Below are 17,045 nucleotides of genomic sequence, written 5' to 3'. Positions count from 1 at the left end.
TGACAATCCCCCGAACCGCTACGGCACCCGCGTGCGATGCCGCTTGTCGTGCGGCGGGACGCCGTTGACGCCGCCGATCGACTCGGCGTAAGTGCCCACCGCGAACGCCGCGCCAGAACCCATGACCGCCAACGCGTCCCGGTTGACGGCGTCGACGGTGTCCCGCGGGCTCTGGAAGTTGGGGTCGAAAGGGGCGCCGGCCTGACCGCCCCACAGCCGCGCCTGCACCGTGGTCTTGAGCTGCGAGGCGCCGGCGGTCAGTCCCCCGACGGGCACGCCCGCGACCATGAAGGGGTGGTAGTCCGTCATGGTGCCCAACGGCATGTCGGCGGGCCGCTTGCCGGCCAGGTTGAGGTAGCCGCCCAGGGTGCGCTCGATGCCCGCCGAGCCGTCGGGCACGTCGCCGAATGCGATGCCGGGCGACGGCGGACCGGACTGGTCGCCGTCGTCGGTGAAGAAGCCGGCGTTCGGCGAGCCGAGGATGTTGAAGTCGAGGTACATCGCGATGTCGTTGAGCTGATCGCCGTCCATCCCGAAGACGTAGTCGATCGCGCCGTTGATGCCGTCCTCGTCGGCGCCCCAGAACACGAATCGCACGGCGTTGTTGACCGCGGCCAGCGGCCCCAGCTGCAGCGCGGTTTCCAGCACCGCGGCGACGCCGGTCCCGTCGTCGTTGATGCCCGGACCGTCGCGCGGGCCGTCCAGATGCGCGCCGACCACGACGGCATCGTGCGGTGAGCCGGTTTCGGTCTGCGCCAACACGTTTCGCGACGAGATCGTGCGGTTCTCGGCGTCCAGCACCAGGCGCACCGGCGCGGTGTCATGGGCGAGCGCCGCGGCGCCGTTGGCGCCGACGACGGCGACCGGCACGGTCAGCTGCTTGAAATAGCCGGGGCCGAACAGCGCCGGCGGGGCGCCCTGCCCGTTGGGCGCGCTCTCCACGATCAGCCCCGCCGCTCCCTTGGCCACGGCGCTGTTCTGCTTGTCGACCACCGAGCAGCCCGCGTCGTCGACGACGGCGATCGCGCCGGCGGGCAGGGCGGCCGGGTAATCGCCGGCGGCGCAGCCCGACGGCCGCGCCGGGTGGACCGGCGGCCCGGTCAGGCCGCCGGGCGGCGTTCGGACCAGCATCGACGCCTGGTCGACCGGATAGGTGCGGCCGGCCACCGCCAGCGTCGGCTTACCCGGTGAGACGTTGTAGAGCCGATCGAACTGCGGGGTCGTGACCTTAAAGCCCCTGTCCCGCAACGCCTTCGCCACGTAGTCGACGCTGGCGTCGAAGCCCGGCGTGCCGTCGGCGCGGTTCCCGTGGTTGGCGTTGGCGACGGCCTGCAGCGCGCGCAGGTGCGCGAGCATCCGGTCCGAGGTCACTTTTGCCGCCAGTCCCCGGGCCAGGTCCGGGGGCGCCGCCTGCGGCGCGGGCCGTGACGGCGAGCACCCCGCCACCAGCCCGATCAGCGTCAGCGCCGCGGCCAGCCGGCGGATCATGGCTTGTTGATCGTGTGGCGGGTGCGATCGGCCAGCACCGGCACGCCATTTCGGCCGCCGAGGTTCTGCGCGTAGAGGGCCACCGCGTAGGCCACGCCGCCACCGTTGATGCCCAGCGAGGTGCGGTCGATGTGGTCGAGGGTGTCGGTCTTCTGGTGGTAGTTGGGGTCGAACGGCTGGTCCGCGTTTCCGCCCCAGAGCTTGGCCTGATCGGCGGACATCTTGGTCTCGGCGCCCGAGAACAGGCCGCCCGCCGGGATGCCGGCCAGCGTGAATCCGTCGTAGTCCGAACGCCCGTCGAACGAGGTGTCCTGCGCGGTCTTGCCCGCGGACTTGAGGTAGGCGACCAGGGTGCGCTCGATGCCGGCCGAGCCTTCCGGCACCACCGGCTGGCCGCGGGCGTCCGCGGGCAGCGACTGGTCCCCGTCATAGGTGAAGTAGCCGGGGTTCGGCGATGCGAGCATGTCGAAGTTCAGGTACAGCGCAATGTCTTTGAGCCCGTCGAGATTCAGCGACTCGACGTAGTTGCGCGACCCGATCAGCCCGAGTTCCTCGGCCCCCCAGAAGCCAAACCGCACCGCGTTGTGCACCGGCGGTGAGTTCCCAAGCTGCACCGCGGTTTCCAGGATGGCGGCGACTCCGGACCCGTTGTCGTTGATGCCCGGCCCCTCGGGCACGCTGTCCAGGTGCGCACCGGCCATCACCACGTCGGTGGGCGACCCGGTCTTGGTCTGGGCGATGATGTTGCGGGCCTTGAAGGTTTGGACGCTGGCGTTGAGCTTGATGGTGGTCGGCCCGGGCTGACCGCGCAGCTGCAATCCGGTCGACTTGGTGACGCTCACCACCGGGATCTTCACGTCGGTGTCGGGGCCCAGGGTGCCGCCCATCTGCTGCTCGTCGACGTTGTCGGCGACGATCATCGCCACGGCGCCGCGCTGCACGGCGGCGTCCTCCTTCTGCGCGAACGGGCAGGTGCCGCGGTCCACCAGCACCACCGCGCCCTGCACGCGAAGCCCGTCGAAGTCGGCGGGGCCGCAGGCCGCGCTGTTCGCCGGGGGCACCGCCACCAGCGGCCCGCTCACCCCATCGGGCGGGGTGCCGCGGCTGAAGTCCAACGGCCGCGCCTCGACGGCCACCCCGCCGACCGTCACGGTCGGCTTGTCACCGTGAAACACCCTCGCCGAGAACTCGGGCGTCTGGACGTCAAAGCCGCTGTTGCGCAACGTGTTAACCACGTAGTCGACGCTGGCTTCGTAGCCGGGAGTGCCCACCGCGCGGGTGCCGTTGTTGGCGTTGGCGATGTCCTGGAGCTTCGTTAGGTGCGCCATCATCGCGTCGGCCGTGACCTTGTTGTGCAGGGCGTTGGCGAAATCGGCCGCGGCGGGGTCGCCGGTGGCCTGCTGCGAGTTGTCGCGGTGATGATGGCACCCGGTCAGAGACGCGGTCAGGGCGACGACGACGAGCACCGCCCGCAGGCTAGACATACAGCGCGCTGAATGGCGCAAACGGCAGATTGCGCACCACAAACCAGGCCATGACCAGCGCCAGCGTCACGGCCGCCGCCCAGCGCTGGTGCTGCCAGCCCCGGACTGGCCGGCCCGTCAGCCGGCCGTAGGTCCACGCCCCATACGCCCACACCAACAACACCAGCGCGACCAGGCCCAGCGCGTTGAACCTGACGGCCGCCGACACGTTGCCGTGCATAAGGGAATACAACATCCGGGCGCTGCCACACCCCGGGCAGTCGATGCCCAACAGGGCCTTGGTGGGGCACACCGGCAGTGGCCCGCCCGGGGTCGTCGGATCACCCACCCAGGTGGCGGCGCAGACCAGGGTGGTGGACGCCGCCACCAGGAGCGGCGCGCCAAGACCGAGGCGCGCCGACCCGTGGCGGGTCACCATGATCGCAATGCCGGCTTAGAACATCGCGGCGAGCGCGGTGTTCGTGTTCACGTTCAGCGCACCAACCGCCATCAGGATGCCGTAGATGACGCCCACGACCACACCGGCGACTACCGACCAGATCACCCATTTCTTGGCGCTGTCGGCGGACGCCTGGGCCTCCGCGTATTGGCCCTGCGCCCACAAACCATTGACCTGGCTGGATTTGACGATTGCCACAATCCCGAAGGGCAGACAGCAGAAGAGCGTCACCAGAATCGACCACACCAAGTAGTTGTTCGGCGGTTGCCCGGCAGGTTGCTGTGGCGGGTATCCGGGCGGAGGGGGCGGCTGTGTCATGGAATCTCCAGTCGAGGCGAGTTAGCTGGCGTCGAGCGGTGCTTACCATACCGGAGCGGGCCCGCGAGGGCACTATCTCCGCGAAATTCGCCGTTTCCGCCGGCGCCGCGACGGATCCACCGGCCTCGCCTGCGTTGCCGCCACCGCGGCGACCGGGCCCCGGGCAGTTCGAAAGTCGCGCACTGCCAACCGCTTTCCCGATCGCCTACCTTTGACCGAAGGCGCCGGCAATGATGACCACACAGATAATTTCCAGCGGAATGTGTTGCATGGACAGGACATAGCCCTACGATCCCTTTAGCGGATGCACTATTTCCGGTGAGCGACGCACCGTTAGGAGCCAAAGATGTCTCATCTCAGCAAGGCGCTGCGCGCCGCGGCCGCCATAGTGGCCGCGAGCGGTTGCGCGTTCGCCGGTGCCGCCACGGCGGCCGCGGACCCGACCAATACCGGTAGCTCGTCGGACATCAACACGCTGGCCGCCGTGCTGTCGAAGGGCTACGGCCTCAACAACTGCACCGCCGGGAACCTCGACGCAGGTGAACTCGCCGTACTCACCTGCGGGCAGAGCCCCGACCCCGGCGGACCGGTCCAGGCCAGGTACATCCTGTTCAACAACTCCGACAACCTGGCCGGCTCGTTCAAGACCAGCATCAAGGACGACGTGCTGACCGCCTGCGGCGACGCCGGCCAGTCGCCCACGACCTGGCACCAGGGCAGCAACAACGCCAACTCCGGATCGGTGGCGTGCGGGACCTATCAGAATGCCGCAGAGATCATCTGGACCACGGACGCCAAAAACGTCCTGAGCCTCATTCGTGGGGCGAACAACGATGTCCCGGCGCTTTACCAATGGTGGCGCGCGAACGGCTGACGCCCGAAAGGGGCTCGGCTGCTTGGTTTTCCAACTCGACGAAGGAGTTCAGAATGTCCCCTCTGACCAAGGCGCTGCGGGCGGCGTCGGGTGCGGCGCTGATGGGCGCGTCGGTCATCGTCGGCACCGCCACGGCGACCGCGGACCCCGGCACGGGTAGCTCGGCGGACGTCAACACCCTGGCCGCCAATCTGTCGAAGGGCTACGGCCTCAACAATTGCCAGCCGGCCCCGCTGTCCGGGCCGATCCTGGCCGAGCTCGACTGCGGGCAGAGCCCCGACCCCAACGGCCCGGCCGCCGGCGTCTACCAGCTCTTCAGCAACGGCAGCGACCTCGGCGCCGCGTTCACCGGCGGCATCAACGGCGTCTCGCTCAGCCCCTGCGGGGACAACGGCCAGTCGCCCGGCACCTGGCACACGGGCAGCACCGGCGCGACGGCGGGACAGGTGGCGTGCGGGACCTACAAGAACGCGGCGGTCATCACCTGGACCACCGACGCCAAGAACGTGTTGAGCCACATCCGCGCGTCCAACACCGACGTCAACGCGCTCTACCAGTGGTGGCGTACCAATGGCTAAGGGGTGCACGGCGTCTCGGCTCGCCGGAGCGCTGCGCGCCGCGTCGGCCGCGGCGCTGGTGGCCGGCTTCGCGGTCGCGGGCGCGGCGCCGGCGTCCGCGGACCCGAACACCGGCAGCTCGGCGGACATCAACACCCTGGCCGGGTCGCTGTCGAAGGGCTACGGGCTCAACAACTGCAAAGCGCAACCGGTGACCGACAAGGGTGCACTGGCCGAGATCGAATGCGGGGAAAGTCCCGACTCCAGCGGACCGGTCAACGCCCAATACGCCCTCTTCTCCAATGCCACCGACATGGCCGCCACGTTCACCGACGCCCTCAAGAACGCCACGGCGGTCACCTGCAGCGCAGACACCCGTCCGTCACCCACGACATGGTCCCAAAACGGCCAGACCGGTGGACAGCTGGCGTGCCTCACCACCCAGAACGCCGCGGGGGTGCATTGGACCACCGACAGCAAGAAGGTGTTGGGCCAAATAGTCGGGCGCGGCAGTGACGTCGGCCCGCTCTACAAATGGTGGCAGTCCAACGGCTGACCTACAGTTGCGCGGCAAGTAGATCCGCGACCGCGCGCATCCCGGCCTCGTTGGGGTGCAGCGGGGCCGGCCGGCCCGGCAGCGACACGACATAGCGCGCCGGGGTTGTCGTCCACGGCTCGGCCGACCAGGCATGGTGCTCCCGGCTGGCCGCGGCGGCGCCCACCACCTCGCATCCGGTCGCCGCGGCCGCGTCGGCGGTGCGGCGTTCCAGGCTCGCGGCGACGTGCCGCCCGAGGTCGGCGTCCGCCTGCGACAGCGGCGGGGCCGGCGTACCCGCGGGCGGCAGGATGGTCAGGTAGTCGACGAAAACGATCCGGGCCTTCGGCGCGCGCTGCCGCAGGGCGGTCCCGACCGCGCACAGCGAATCGAACACGGCGGCCAGCGCCCGATCGCGCGTGTCGCGGTCCAGCAGTTCGGATATCAGCCCGCCCAGCAGCGGCAGGCGCCGCGCAGCGGGCGGCAGTGACGCGGCCATCAACAGCGGGACGTAGCCGACGTCGTTGCCGCCGACGGTCACCGTGACGATGGCCTCGGAGCCGTCCAGGGCGGTGATCTGTGGCGGCCGGCCGTGCTGGCGCTCGGCGAGGACGTGGGCGGTGGTGGCGCCGGAAAAGGTTACGTCGACCAGTTCGAGGCTCAACCGCTCGGCGACCAGGTGCGCATAGTTGCGGGCCGAGCGGCCCGAGAACCGCGGGGCGTCCGCGGCCCGGGGCCGGATGCCGGGGCCGGCGGCCATCGAACTGCCCAGCGCGACATAACGTTTCATCGTTCGGGCGAGGACGCCTGCGCCCAGAATCGTTTGGGGATCCGCCCGGCCCGCCGCGCCAGGTATCCGGCGGTGACGGCCGCGGCCATGGCGGCGGCCATCGCCGGCGGGTCGGCGGCGCGGGTGACCGCGGTGGCCAACAGCACGGCGTCGCAACCCAATTCCATCGCCAGCGCGGCGTCGCTCGCGGTGCCGATGCCGGCGTCGAGCACGACCGGGACGCCGGCCCGCGCGACGATCATCTCGATGTTGTGCGGGTTGGTGATGCCCAGGCCGGTGCCGATGGGGGCGCCCAGCGGCATCACCGCCGCGCAGCCGGCGTCTTCGAGCCGGCGGGCCAGCGCCGGGTCATCGTTGGTATAGGGCAGCACGACGAACCCGTCGTCGACCAATTGTTCTGCCGCGCGGACTAATTCGACACCGTCGGGCAGCAGCGTGCGTTCGTCGGCGATCACCTCGAGCTTGACCCAGTTGGTGTCCAGCGCCTCGCGGGCAAGCTGCGCGGTGAGCACCGCCTCGGCCGCGCCGCGGCAGCCCGCGGTGTTGGGCAGCGGCGTGATGCCCAGCCGGTTGAGCAGGTCCAGCAGTCCGGTGCCGCCCTCGGCGTCGACACGCCGGATCGCCACGGTGGTCAGCTCGGTGCCCGACGCGATCAGCGCCTCTTCCAGCACCGCCAGGTTCGTCGCCCCGCCGGTGCCCATGATGAGCCGCGAGGCAAAGCTGCGATCCGCGATCGTCAGTTTCGAATCAGCCACCCTGCACCGCCGTCACCACCTCGAGTCGCACGGGAGCACCGGAAAGCTCAGAAAGCCTTGCCGTCCAGCCGGATCGCGGGAGCACTGCGTCGTCCATCGCCACCGCGATGCCGCGGGCGGGAAAGCCCAGCGATTCCAGCAGCGCGGCGACGGTGGTGCGCTCGTCGACCTCGACCGGTTTCTTGTTGACCGTCACGATCATGACCGCGCTCCGACCGGGCTCAGCTCCGCCACAATCTGTTCGGCGGTCCACGGCGCCAGCAGGAACCCGGACCGGCCGTGGCCCACCGCCACCAGGGTTCGCTCGTCCACGCGCGCCACGATGGGCAGGTTATCGGGTGTCATCGGGCGCAGCCCGGCGGCGCACTCGGCCAGCTCGTACTCGCCCAGCGCCGGCAGCACCGCGCACGCGTCGTCGAGCAGGTCCCGCACCCCCGACACCGCCGGCGCCGTGTCGCGCCCGTGCTCGTATTGGGTGGCGCCGACGACCACCCCGTCCGGGCGCGGCACCAGATACACCTGCCGCCCGTGCACGCGGGCGCGAATCACCCGCTGCGGCAACGGCATACATCCCTTTCGCCAGCGCAGCCGCAGCACCTCGCCCTTCACCGGCCGCACCGGCAGGCCCGGCCACAGCGCCGGCGCGTCGATGCCGTTGGCGATCACCACCGCGTCGGCCTCGACCCGCGCGAGGTCGGTCACCGGCCCCGCCCGCCGCACCCCCAGGCGTTCGCAGTCGCTGCCCAGCGCGTCGAGGACGGCGCGGTTGTCCACCGCCAGCTCGGTGGGCGCCCGAAAGCCATGGCGGATGCCCTGCGCCAGCAGCGGTTCGACGTCGCGGGCGGCCGGCTCCCACACCACCGGATGGCCTTGCCCGGACAACCAGTCGGCGACGGTGCGCAGGTCCGCGACGTCGGCGCGGTCGACGGCCACCACCAGCGACTCGCGGGCGGTGATCACCCCCGACGGCCAGCCGTCGGTGAAGCCGCCCTCGCGCCACAGCCGCAGCGACTCCAGGCCCAGCCGCAGCAGCCGCTCCTCGCCGGGCCAGCCCTCGCTGTGCGGGGCGAGCATGCCGCCGGCCACCCAGGACGCGCCCGGCTCGCCGGTGTGGTGCACCACCACCGACCATCCGGCCCGCGCCGCGTGGCGCGCCACGGACAGCCCGATCACGCCGCCGCCTACAACGGCCAGTGAGTCCGGCATCCTTTGCTCCCTTCGCCGGCATGACCCGGATCAGGTGTGACGGTAAGGGCGCGCGCGCCCACTCTCAGCCCCCGGTCGCTGGGACTCCCGTGCTCTTCGGGTTCCACGCTAGCGCGCTAGCGTCGCGGTGTGCACCAACAGTCCACCCGTCTCGCGTCGGCGAGGCTGTATCTGTGTACCGACGCGCGCCGCGAGCGCGGCGACCTGGCCGAGTTCGTCGACGCCGCCCTGGCCGGTGGGGTCGACATCGTCCAGCTGCGCGACAAGGGTTCGGTGGGTGAACAGCGGTTCGGTCCCCTAGAGGCCCGCGACGAGCTGGCCGCGTGCGAGATCCTCGCCGACGCGGCCCGCCGGCACGGCGCCCTGTTCGCGGTCAACGACCGCGCCGACATCGCCCGCGCGGCCGGCGCCGACGTGCTGCACCTGGGCCAGGGCGACCTGCCGCCGGCGGTTGCCCGCGACATCGTCGGGCCGGAGACGCTGATCGGCCTGTCCAGCCACGACCGTAACGAGGCCGCCGCTGCCGCCGCCGAGGGCGATTACTTCTGCGTCGGGCCCTGCTGGCCCACCCCGACCAAGCCCGGCCGCCCGGCGCCCGGCCTGGACCTGGTGCGTGCCGCGGCCGAACTGCCCGGGGACACGCCGTGGTTCGCGATCGGCGGCATCGACGCGCAGCGGCTGCCGGAGGTGCTCGGCGCCGGCGCGCGCCGCGTCGTCGTGGTGCGGGCGATCACCGCGGCGCAGGATCCGCGGGCGGCGGCCGCGGCGCTCAGGTCGGCGCTTGCAGCAGCGAGCTGATCAGCCGGCTCAGGTGCGACGGCTCCCCGTCGGCCTGAGAAGGATCGCCCGGCATGCACCAGACGAAGACCCCGGCCTCGACCTCGAGGGTGCGCGGAAGGTGATGGCGCCGCTCGTCGCCGTGGTCCAGCGGCAACAGCGCCGGCTCCGTGCGCAACCGCTGCCAGCTGGCCGCGAAGCCGGGATGCAGCGGCAGCTCGGCCACCTCGCTCTCGGCGACCCAGCGCATCTCGGCGCTTTCCCGGTTGGGCACGGTGTCCAGCAGCTCGGCCGCGTCGGCGACGACGGTGGTGTAGGTCCAGGCGGTGCCGCCGAGCCCGGCCACCTCGGCGGTGACGACCGTGGCGCGCACGGCGAGCCGCTCGGCCGGCAGGCCGGCCTCCTCGTGCGCTTCGCGGACGGCGGTCTGCTCCGGCGTCTCGTGGCTGTCCCGGGCGCCGCCCGGCAGACCCCACGTCCCGCCCTGATGGCTCCACACCGCCCGGTGCTGCAGCAGCACCGCGGGCGTGCCGTCGGGGCGCGGCGCGCGCAACAGCAGGCCGGCCGCGCCGAAGCGGCCCCAGTAGTGGGCGCCGCTGTCGGAGACCACCCATCCGTCACCGTCGCCGTGCACGTGATCAGGATATGCAGGCGACCCCGGCGGTCAATTGACTCGCCTCCCCCCATCCGCCCGAACATTCTCTTAGAATTCCTTTATCCGGGTTCGTGGGCCGAAAGTTATGAGGGCTGATCAGACGTGACGGTTGAGCTGGCGCACCCGTCGACCGAACCGAAGGGGTCGCGGTCGCCGGCCGAACCGGCCCATCCCCGCTGGTGGTTCATCTCCACGACGCCGGGGCTCATCCTCACGATCGGGATCGTGCTGGCGGCCCTCGGCGTCTCCAGCGCCTTCGCGACGTCGACGACGATCAACCACCGCCAGCAGGTGCTGTCGACGGTGCTCAACCACACCGAGCCGCTGTCGTTCGCCGCGGGACGGCTCTACACCACGCTGTCGGTGGCCGACGCCGCGGCGGCCACGGCGTTCATCGCGCAGGCCGAGCCGCGCCCGGTCCGGCAGCGCTACGAGCAGGCGATCACCGACGCCGCGGTGGCCGTGACGCGGGCGTCGAGCGGGCTGACCGACGAACCGCTGGTGCAGTTACTCGGCCGGATCAACGCCGAGTTGGCCGTCTACACCGGGCTGATCGAGATCGCGCGGACCAACAACCGGGAGGGCAATCCGGTCGGGTCGTCGTACCTGTCGGAGGCCTCCGGGCTTATGCAGTCGCGCATCCTGCCCGACGCGGCGCAGCTGTACCAGGCGACCACCGATCGGGTGGACAGCGAAACCACGGCGTCTACCCACTTCCCCGCGCCGGTGATCCTCGTCGTCGCCAGCACGGTGGTCTTCGGCGCGTTCTCGCATCGCTGGCTGGCCCGCCGCACCCGGCGCCGAATAAACCCGGGGCTGGTCGTCGGCGCCCTCGGTATCCTCGTCATGGTGGTATGGGTGGGAACCGCGCTGACCATCTCGACGGCCGCGAGTCGCAGCGCCAAGGACACCGCCGCGGAGTCCCTGCGGACCGTCACCAACGTCGCCATCACCGCGCAGCAGGCGCGGGCCGACGAGACGCTGTCGCTGATCCGCCGCGGCGACGAGGAGATGCGCAAGCAGTCGTTCTACCAGCGCATCGACTCCATGCACGAACAGCTCGACCAGTACATGTCGCGCAGCGACGCCGTCGACAAGCCCGACCTGCAGGGCGCCGATCAGCTGCTGCTGCGCTGGCGGCAGGCCAACGACCGGATCAACTCCTACATCTCGGTGGGCAACTACCGCGCCGCCACGCAGGTCGCGCTGGGCAGCGGCGAGGACGACTCCACCCCGGCGTTCGACAAGCTCGAGGATCAGCTCGGCAAGGCCATGGACCAGAGCCGCACCCACCTGCGCAACGACGTGATCAACGCGCGCAGCGGGCTGTCCGGCGCCCAGGTCGGCGGCGTGGTGCTGTCCCTCGGTGCCGCCATCGCCGTCGCGCTGGGCCTGTGGCCGCGGCTCAAGGAGTACCGGTGATCAGGCGCTGCCTCGGGGCGCTCGCCGCGGTCGGCCTGCTCGCGGGCTGCGGCCACACCGAGTCGCTGACCGTGGCCACCGCGCCGACCCTGCCGCCGCCCACGCCGGTCGGCATGCAGCAGCTGCCCCCGGAGCCGGCGCTGCCGCCGGACGACCCGAGTCAGGGCTGCGACCTGACGGCCAGCCTGCGCCCCTTCCCGAACAAGGCCGAGGCCGACGCCGCCGTCGCCGACATCCGCGCCCGCGGCAGGCTGATCGTCGGGCTCGACATCGGCAGCAACCTGTTCAGCTTCCGCGACCCGATCACCGGCGAGATCACCGGCTTCGACGTCGACATCGCCGGCGAGATCGCGCGCGACATCTTCGGCGCCCCCTCGCACGTCGAGTACCGCATCCTGTCGTCGGACGAGCGGGTCACCGCGCTGCAGCGCTCGGAGGTCGACGTCGTCGTCAAGACCATGACCATCACCTGCGAGCGGCGCAAGCTGGTGAACTTCTCCACCGTCTACCTCGACGCCAACCAGCGCATCCTGGCCCCGCGCGACTCGCCGATCGCCAGGGCGGCCGACCTGTCCGGCAAGCGCGTCTGCGTCGCCCGGGGCACCACGTCGCTGCACCGGATCCAGCAGATCGACCCGGCGCCGGTCATCGTGTCGGTGGTGAACTGGGCCGACTGCCTGGTGGCCATGCAGCAGCGCGAGATCGACGCCGTCAGCACCGACGACTCGATCCTGGCCGGGCTGGTGGAGGAAGACCCGTACCTGCACATCGTCGGGCCGAACATGGCCACCCAGCCCTACGGCATCGGGGTCAACCTGAACAACCCCGGACTGGTCCGGTTCGTCAACGGCACGCTGGAACGCATCCGCCGCGACGGGACGTGGAACACGTTGTACCGCAAGTGGTTGACGGTCTTGGGGCCGGCGCCCGCCCCACCCACGCCGAGGTACGTGGACTGATGGCCGAGCCGATGGATGCCGAAGAGTCCCGGCCGCCGGACGTGCAGACGGGCGCGGCCGCGGAGTCGCGGCCGCAGGCCACGCAGGCGCTGTTCCGTCCCGACTTCGACGACGATGACGACGACGACTTCCTCATCCCCGGCATAGACACCGAGGCGCCGGAGCGGATGACGGTGGCCACGCGGGTGCTGCCGCCGACCCGGCAGCTCGGCGGCGGGCTGGTCGAGATCCCGCGCGTGCGCGACATCGATCCGCTCGAGGCGCTGATGACCAACCCGGTGGTGCCGGAGTCCAAGCGCTTCTGCTGGAACTGCGGAAAGCCCGTCGGCCGCTCCGGCTCCGAGGGCAAGGGCGCGTCGGAGGGCTGGTGCCCCGCCTGCGGGAGCCCGTATTCGTTTCTGCCGCAGCTGAATCCGGGGGACACGGTCGCGGGCCAGTACGAGGTGAAGGGCTGCATCGCGCACGGCGGGCTGGGCTGGGTGTACCTGGCCGTCGACCACAACGTCAACGACCGCCCGGTGGTGCTCAAGGGCCTGGTGCATTCCGGCGACGCGGAGGCGCAGGCGATCGCGATGGCCGAGCGGCAGTTCCTCGCCGAGGTGGTGCACCCGCAGATCGTGCAGATCTTCAACTTCGTCGAGCACACCGACCGGCACGGGGAGCCGGTCGGCTACATCGTCATGGAGTACATCGGCGGGCAGTCGCTGCGGCGCAACCTCAAACACGGGAAATCCGAGAAGCTTCCGGTCTCCGAGGCCATCGCCTACCTGCTCGAGATCATGCCCGCGCTGAGCTACCTGCATTCCATCGGCCTGGTCTACAACGACCTCAAGCCGGAGAACATCATGCTCACCGAGGAGCAGCTCAAGCTGATCGACCTGGGCGCGGTGTCGCGGATCAACTCGTTCGGATACCTTTACGGCACACCTGGTTTCCAGGCGCCCGAGATCGTGCGGACCGGCCCGACGATAGCCACCGACATCTACACGGTCGGCCGCACGCTGGCGGCGCTGACGCTGAACCTGCGCACCCGCAACGGCCGCTACGTGGACGGGCTGCCGGACGACGATCCGGTGCTGAAGAACTACGACTCGTTCGGCCGGCTGCTGCGCCGCGCGACCGACCCCGATCCGCGGCGCCGGTTCTCCACCGCCGAGGAGATGTCGGCCCAGCTGATGGGCGTGCTGCGCGAGGTGGTCGCCCAGGACACCCGGATCCCGCGGCCCGGCCTGTCGACGATCTTTTCGCCGAGCCGTTCGACGTTCGGGGTCGACCTGCTGGTGGCGCACACCGACGTATACCTGGACGGCCAGGTCCACTCGGAGAAGCTGACCGCCCGGGAGATCGTGACCGCCCTGCCGGTGCCGCTGGTCGATCCGGCCGACGTCGCCGCCCCGGTGCTGCAGGCGACGGTGCTCTCCCAGCCGGTGCAGACGCTGGACTCGTTGCGCGCGGCGCGGCACGGTTCGCTGGACGCCGACGGCATCGAGGTGGCCGAGTCGATCGAGCTGCCGCTGATGGAGGTCCGCGCGCTGCTGGACCTGGGCGACGTGGCCAAGGCCACCCGCAAGCTCGAAGACCTCGCCGAGCGGGTCGGCTGGCGGTGGCGGCTGGTGTGGTACCGGGCCGTCTCCGAGCTGCTGACCGGCGACTACGAGTCGGCCACAAAGCATTTCACCGAGGTGCTGGACACCTTCCCCGGCGAGCTTGCGCCCAAGCTGGCGCTGGCCGCCACCGCCGAGCTGGCCGGTAACCCCGACGAGCACAAGTTCTACGAGACGGTGTGGAAGACCAACGACGGCGTGATCTCCGCCGCCTTCGGGCTGGCCAGATCCCTGTCGGCCGAAGGCAATCGCGAGGACGCGGTGAACACGCTGGACGAGGTGCCGCCCACCTCAAGGCATTTCACCACCGCGCGGCTGACCAGCGCGGTGACGCTGATGTCCGGCCGCTCCACCCGCGAGGTCACCGAGGCGCAGATCCGCGACGCCGCCCGCCGTGTCGAGGCCCTGCCGCCCACCGAGCCGCGCGTGCTGCAGATCCGGGCCCTGGTGCTGGGCGGAGCGATGGACTGGCTGCAGGACAACGAGGCCAGCACCAATCACATCCTCGGCTTCCCGTTCACCGAACACGGCCTGCGACTGGGCGTCGAGGCGTCGCTGCGCAGCCTGGCCCGCGTCGCCCCCACGCAACGGCACCGCTACACGCTGGTGGACATGGCGAACAAGGTGCGCCCCACGAGCACGTTCTAGTTCGTTGGCCGCGTTCGGCGTGTGAATCCTGGGCTCTGCGTGTGAATCGTGGGCTTTGCGTGTGAATCGTGGGCGGGAGAATCGCTCAGATCCCGCCACCGGCTCACACTCAAAGCCTCAGGCGCACACTCAAAGCCGTCACCTCACACAGAATGAGTCAACCGGCAACCCAACCGCGTTCGACCAGCGCCGCCCGGACGCGGCGCACGATGCTGGCGCGAGGGTCCTCCGCGACGACTCGGACGATGATCCAGCCCATTCGCTCGAGCGTCTCCAAGCGCTGGATGTCGTAGACGTACCGCCGACGGTCGGTCTGGTGTTGATCGCCCTCGTATTCAATGCCCACCAGGTACTCCTCCCAGCCCAGGTCGATGTGAGCGACTGGCATGCCGTCCACGCCGAGCACCGGGATCTGGGTCTGCGGCCACGGGAATCCGGCATCGATGAGCAACAGCCGCAGATAGCTTTCCCTCGGCGACGCGGAGCCAGGGTCGACCAGCTCCAGCGCGGTCTCCAGCCGCCGGAGCCCGGGCGTTTGGGGATGGCATCTCGCGATGCGTAGCACGTCGTCGACCTTAAAACCCGTTGCGCGCGCGAGCGCGTCGAGCCGAACGACCGCCGAGCGGATGGCGCCGCGGCGGCCGATGTCGAAGGCCGTCCGCTCGGGTGTGGTGACCCTGCGCCCGTCGATCACCTGTGTCTCGCAGTCCGCCAGCGCATCGCGCCGCGTCAGCACGCCGCGGGGCGGGCGGGTGTTGGAGTGGTTCAGCTCTATCGGCACGTCGTCGGGAATCCACTTGGACCCGTGCAGCGCCGCGGCGGCCGCCCCCACGATCGTCGCCCTCCCTCCAGACCACAGCCAGGCGGCGGAGATCCGGCGCTCGAGCGAAAGCTGAGCGCCGTTGGACAGGTATACGTTCGGGAAGACCGCACGATAACGGGTCCGCAGTTGATGCCGGCTCAACGCCCCCGATGCCAACGCCTTGCTGCCGATAAACGGTTTCCCCAATTCCATGCCGGAACGGTCGCACGCCGATGGGTGACGGTGTTTACAGCTATCCACAGGGCGGTTGGGTGTGAACTGGTGGCTTTCCGGGTGACTCGAGGGCGGGAAACCGGCCGCTATCCCGCCACAGGTTCACACGCAAAGCCACAGGCACACGCACAGCGCAGACATAGGTTGGTGCCGCACAGTTATGGGCATGCCGGGGCAGTCCACGCGGTGGATCACCACGGCCCGCGCGCTGCGCCGGGCCGGGTTCGGCGTGACGGGGCCCGAGGTCGACGCGGTCGCCGCCCGGGACTGGCCGGACCACGTCGACGCCATCCTGGCCGCCGACCCCGACGCGGACCCCGGCGCCGCGGCAACCCCGATGCCCGCCCTGGAGGTTCCGCACGCGCCCGGCAAGGGCGCGCCACAGGCCGCGCGCAAGCAATACAACGCCGCGCTGTCCGAGCAGCAGCGCGCGCTGTCCGATTGGTGGCTGGCCCGCATGGTCGGCGTCGGGCAGCCGATCCACGAGAAGCTGACCCTGTTGTGGCACAACCACTTCGCCACTTCCGCACAGAAGGTCCGGGTGGCCGCGTACCTGGCCGCGCAAAATCAGAAGCTGCGCAGCGGGGCGCTGGGCGATTTCCGCTCGCTGGCCTACGCGATGCTGACCGACGCCGCGATGTTGCGCTGGCTCGACGGGCAGGCCAGCACGGCCAAGGCGCCCAACGAGAACCTGGCCCGCGAATTCATGGAGCTGTTCGCGCTGGGCCACGGCAACGGCTACACCGAGGACGACGTGCGGGCCGGAGCGCGGGCTCTGACGGGGTGGGTGATCGGCGCCGACGGCCAAACCGCGGTGGTGCCTAAACGGCATGACCCGACGGCCAAGACGCTGTTCGGGTCCACCGGCAACTTCGACGCCGCCGCGTTCTGCGACGCCGTGCTGGCGCAGCCCAGGTCGGCGCAGTACGTCGCGGGGCGCCTGTGGCAGCAGCTGGCCTCCGACGACCCGCCGTCGCCGGGGGCGCTCGACCGTCTCGTCGCGGCGTACGGCCCGCGCCGCGACCTGCGGGCGCTGACCCGGGCGATCCTCACCGACGCCGAGTTCACCAATCGAGGCGGGGACCCGCCGACAAGCAGGGTGAACACCCCGGTCGAGTGGCTCGTCGGCGTGCTGCGGGCGCTGCGGGTACCCTTCGGAAATCCCGCGCAGCGCAAGCTCGCCGACGCGACGCTGCGGGCGCTGGGGCAGCGCCCGTTCTACCCGCCGAGCGTCGGCGGCTGGCCCCGCGGCCAGGTGTGGCTGTCCACCGCCAGCGCCGGGGCGCGGCTGCGCGCCGCGACGCAGTTGGCGCACGCGGGCGACCTGTCGACCGTCGAAGGCGCGGCGCCCGGCGACCGCATCGACGCGGTCGGCTACCTGATCGGCGTCGGCGACTGGTCGGACCGGACCGCCGACGCGCTGGCACCGCTGGTGCGTACGCCCCCGCAGTTGGTCGCGGCCGCGGTCAACACGCCCGAATACCTGACGTCGTGAGAC

The 17,045-nt window shown here is 70.8% G+C and carries 18 protein-coding genes and 1 riboswitch; of the genes, 8 read left to right on the top strand and 10 right to left on the bottom strand.

Annotated elements, in window-relative coordinates; all coding sequences use genetic code 11:
• Positions 1 to 18: 18 nt before the first annotated feature.
• From AC5Y7V_RS04430 to AC5Y7V_RS04415, 4 genes are read right to left on the bottom strand one after another with little or no spacing between them, the layout of a single operon-like run.
• Complete coding sequence (locus AC5Y7V_RS04430; RefSeq protein WP_499878805.1) at positions 19 to 1,488, bottom strand: M28 family peptidase; 1,470 nt, start codon at positions 1,486 to 1,488, stop codon at positions 19 to 21.
• Positions 1,485 to 2,972, bottom strand: a complete 1,488-nt coding sequence (locus AC5Y7V_RS04425) for a M28 family metallopeptidase (protein WP_499878804.1) — start codon at positions 2,970 to 2,972, stop codon at positions 1,485 to 1,487. Before AC5Y7V_RS04425 ends, AC5Y7V_RS04430 begins: the two co-directional genes overlap by 4 nt.
• A complete protein-coding gene (locus AC5Y7V_RS04420; protein ID WP_499878803.1) occupies positions 2,965 to 3,390 on the bottom strand; it encodes a DUF2752 domain-containing protein in 426 nt (141 codons plus the stop codon). Before AC5Y7V_RS04420 ends, AC5Y7V_RS04425 begins: the two co-directional genes overlap by 8 nt.
• A 15-nt stretch (positions 3,391 to 3,405) precedes the next feature.
• Entirely contained in the window at positions 3,406 to 3,729 is a 324-nt protein-coding gene (locus tag AC5Y7V_RS04415; protein WP_499878802.1) for a CD225/dispanin family protein, read from the bottom strand.
• A 346-nt stretch (positions 3,730 to 4,075) separates the two neighbouring features.
• Between AC5Y7V_RS04415 and AC5Y7V_RS04410 the strand changes: the two genes are divergently transcribed.
• The 3 genes from AC5Y7V_RS04410 to AC5Y7V_RS04400 are packed head-to-tail and all read left to right on the top strand — an operon-like array spanning position 4,076 to position 5,716.
• Positions 4,076 to 4,603 (top strand): serine/threonine protein kinase, encoded by a 528-nt coding sequence (locus AC5Y7V_RS04410; RefSeq protein ID WP_499878801.1) that lies wholly within the window; start codon positions 4,076 to 4,078, stop codon positions 4,601 to 4,603.
• A 53-nt stretch (positions 4,604 to 4,656) separates the two neighbouring features.
• Entirely contained in the window at positions 4,657 to 5,181 is a 525-nt protein-coding gene (locus AC5Y7V_RS04405) for a serine/threonine protein kinase (protein WP_499878800.1), read from the top strand.
• The gene (locus tag AC5Y7V_RS04400) at positions 5,174 to 5,716 is read left to right on the top strand and encodes a serine/threonine protein kinase (RefSeq protein WP_499878799.1); all 543 of its coding nucleotides are present in this window, start codon (positions 5,174 to 5,176) and stop codon (positions 5,714 to 5,716) included. Before AC5Y7V_RS04405 ends, AC5Y7V_RS04400 begins: the two co-directional genes overlap by 8 nt.
• 1 nt (position 5,717) lies before the next feature.
• Here the strand turns inward: AC5Y7V_RS04400 and AC5Y7V_RS04395 are convergent, their stop codons facing one another.
• From AC5Y7V_RS04395 to thiO, 4 genes are all read right to left on the bottom strand, one after another.
• Positions 5,718 to 6,485, bottom strand: a complete 768-nt coding sequence (locus AC5Y7V_RS04395) for an SGNH/GDSL hydrolase family protein (RefSeq protein WP_499878798.1) — start codon at positions 6,483 to 6,485, stop codon at positions 5,718 to 5,720.
• Complete coding sequence (locus AC5Y7V_RS04390) at positions 6,482 to 7,240, bottom strand: thiazole synthase (RefSeq protein ID WP_499878797.1); 759 nt, start codon at positions 7,238 to 7,240, stop codon at positions 6,482 to 6,484. The genes AC5Y7V_RS04395 and AC5Y7V_RS04390 overlap by 4 nt, the downstream gene beginning before the upstream one ends.
• Positions 7,233 to 7,442: a sulfur carrier protein ThiS gene (thiS, locus tag AC5Y7V_RS04385; protein ID WP_499878796.1), complete on the bottom strand. Its 210-nt coding sequence runs from the start codon at positions 7,440 to 7,442 to the stop codon at positions 7,233 to 7,235. The genes AC5Y7V_RS04390 and thiS overlap by 8 nt, the downstream gene beginning before the upstream one ends.
• Positions 7,439 to 8,446, bottom strand: a complete 1,008-nt coding sequence (gene thiO, locus AC5Y7V_RS04380; protein ID WP_499878795.1) for a glycine oxidase ThiO — start codon at positions 8,444 to 8,446, stop codon at positions 7,439 to 7,441. Before thiO ends, thiS begins: the two co-directional genes overlap by 4 nt.
• A riboswitch (TPP riboswitch) is annotated at positions 8,437 to 8,547 on the bottom strand. Its footprint overlaps the gene before it by 10 nt.
• Before the next feature lie 28 nt (positions 8,548 to 8,575).
• Between thiO and thiE the strand changes: the two genes are divergently transcribed.
• On the top strand, positions 8,576 to 9,244 hold the full coding sequence (gene thiE, locus AC5Y7V_RS04375) for a thiamine phosphate synthase (RefSeq protein WP_499878794.1): 669 nt from the start codon (positions 8,576 to 8,578) through the stop codon (positions 9,242 to 9,244).
• On the opposite strand, the gene AC5Y7V_RS04370 is transcribed toward thiE, so the two are convergent.
• Positions 9,216 to 9,857 carry an NUDIX hydrolase gene (locus AC5Y7V_RS04370; RefSeq protein WP_499878793.1) on the bottom strand — a complete coding sequence of 214 codons (642 nt, stop codon included), beginning with the start codon at positions 9,855 to 9,857 and terminating at the stop codon, positions 9,216 to 9,218. The two genes, thiE and AC5Y7V_RS04370, sit on opposite strands and share 29 nt — an antisense overlap.
• 123 nt (positions 9,858 to 9,980) lie before the next feature.
• Between AC5Y7V_RS04370 and glnX the strand changes: the two genes are divergently transcribed.
• The 3 genes from glnX to AC5Y7V_RS04355 are packed head-to-tail and all read left to right on the top strand — an operon-like array spanning position 9,981 to position 14,511.
• A complete protein-coding gene (glnX, locus tag AC5Y7V_RS04365) occupies positions 9,981 to 11,300 on the top strand; it encodes a protein kinase G-activating protein GlnX (RefSeq protein WP_499878792.1) in 1,320 nt (439 codons plus the stop codon).
• On the top strand, positions 11,297 to 12,259 hold the full coding sequence (locus AC5Y7V_RS04360; protein ID WP_499878791.1) for a glutamate ABC transporter substrate-binding protein: 963 nt from the start codon (positions 11,297 to 11,299) through the stop codon (positions 12,257 to 12,259). Before glnX ends, AC5Y7V_RS04360 begins: the two co-directional genes overlap by 4 nt.
• The gene (locus tag AC5Y7V_RS04355; protein WP_499878924.1) at positions 12,259 to 14,511 is read left to right on the top strand and encodes a serine/threonine-protein kinase PknG; all 2,253 of its coding nucleotides are present in this window, start codon (positions 12,259 to 12,261) and stop codon (positions 14,509 to 14,511) included. Before AC5Y7V_RS04360 ends, AC5Y7V_RS04355 begins: the two co-directional genes overlap by 1 nt.
• Before the next feature lie 157 nt (positions 14,512 to 14,668).
• On the opposite strand, the gene AC5Y7V_RS04350 is transcribed toward AC5Y7V_RS04355, so the two are convergent.
• Positions 14,669 to 15,526 (bottom strand): putative endonuclease domain-containing protein, encoded by an 858-nt coding sequence (locus tag AC5Y7V_RS04350; protein ID WP_499878790.1) that lies wholly within the window; start codon positions 15,524 to 15,526, stop codon positions 14,669 to 14,671.
• Positions 15,527 to 15,713: 187 nt separating this feature from the next.
• Between AC5Y7V_RS04350 and AC5Y7V_RS04345 the strand changes: the two genes are divergently transcribed.
• The gene (locus tag AC5Y7V_RS04345) at positions 15,714 to 17,042 is read left to right on the top strand and encodes a DUF1800 domain-containing protein (RefSeq protein WP_499878789.1); all 1,329 of its coding nucleotides are present in this window, start codon (positions 15,714 to 15,716) and stop codon (positions 17,040 to 17,042) included.
• Positions 17,043 to 17,045: the final 3 nt, after the last annotated feature.

The sequence above is a fragment of the Mycobacterium sp. NGS34 genome (assembly GCF_059812845.1).
The sequence above is the reverse complement of the archived record's forward strand: the minus strand, read 5'-3'. Positions and strand labels throughout refer to the sequence as shown.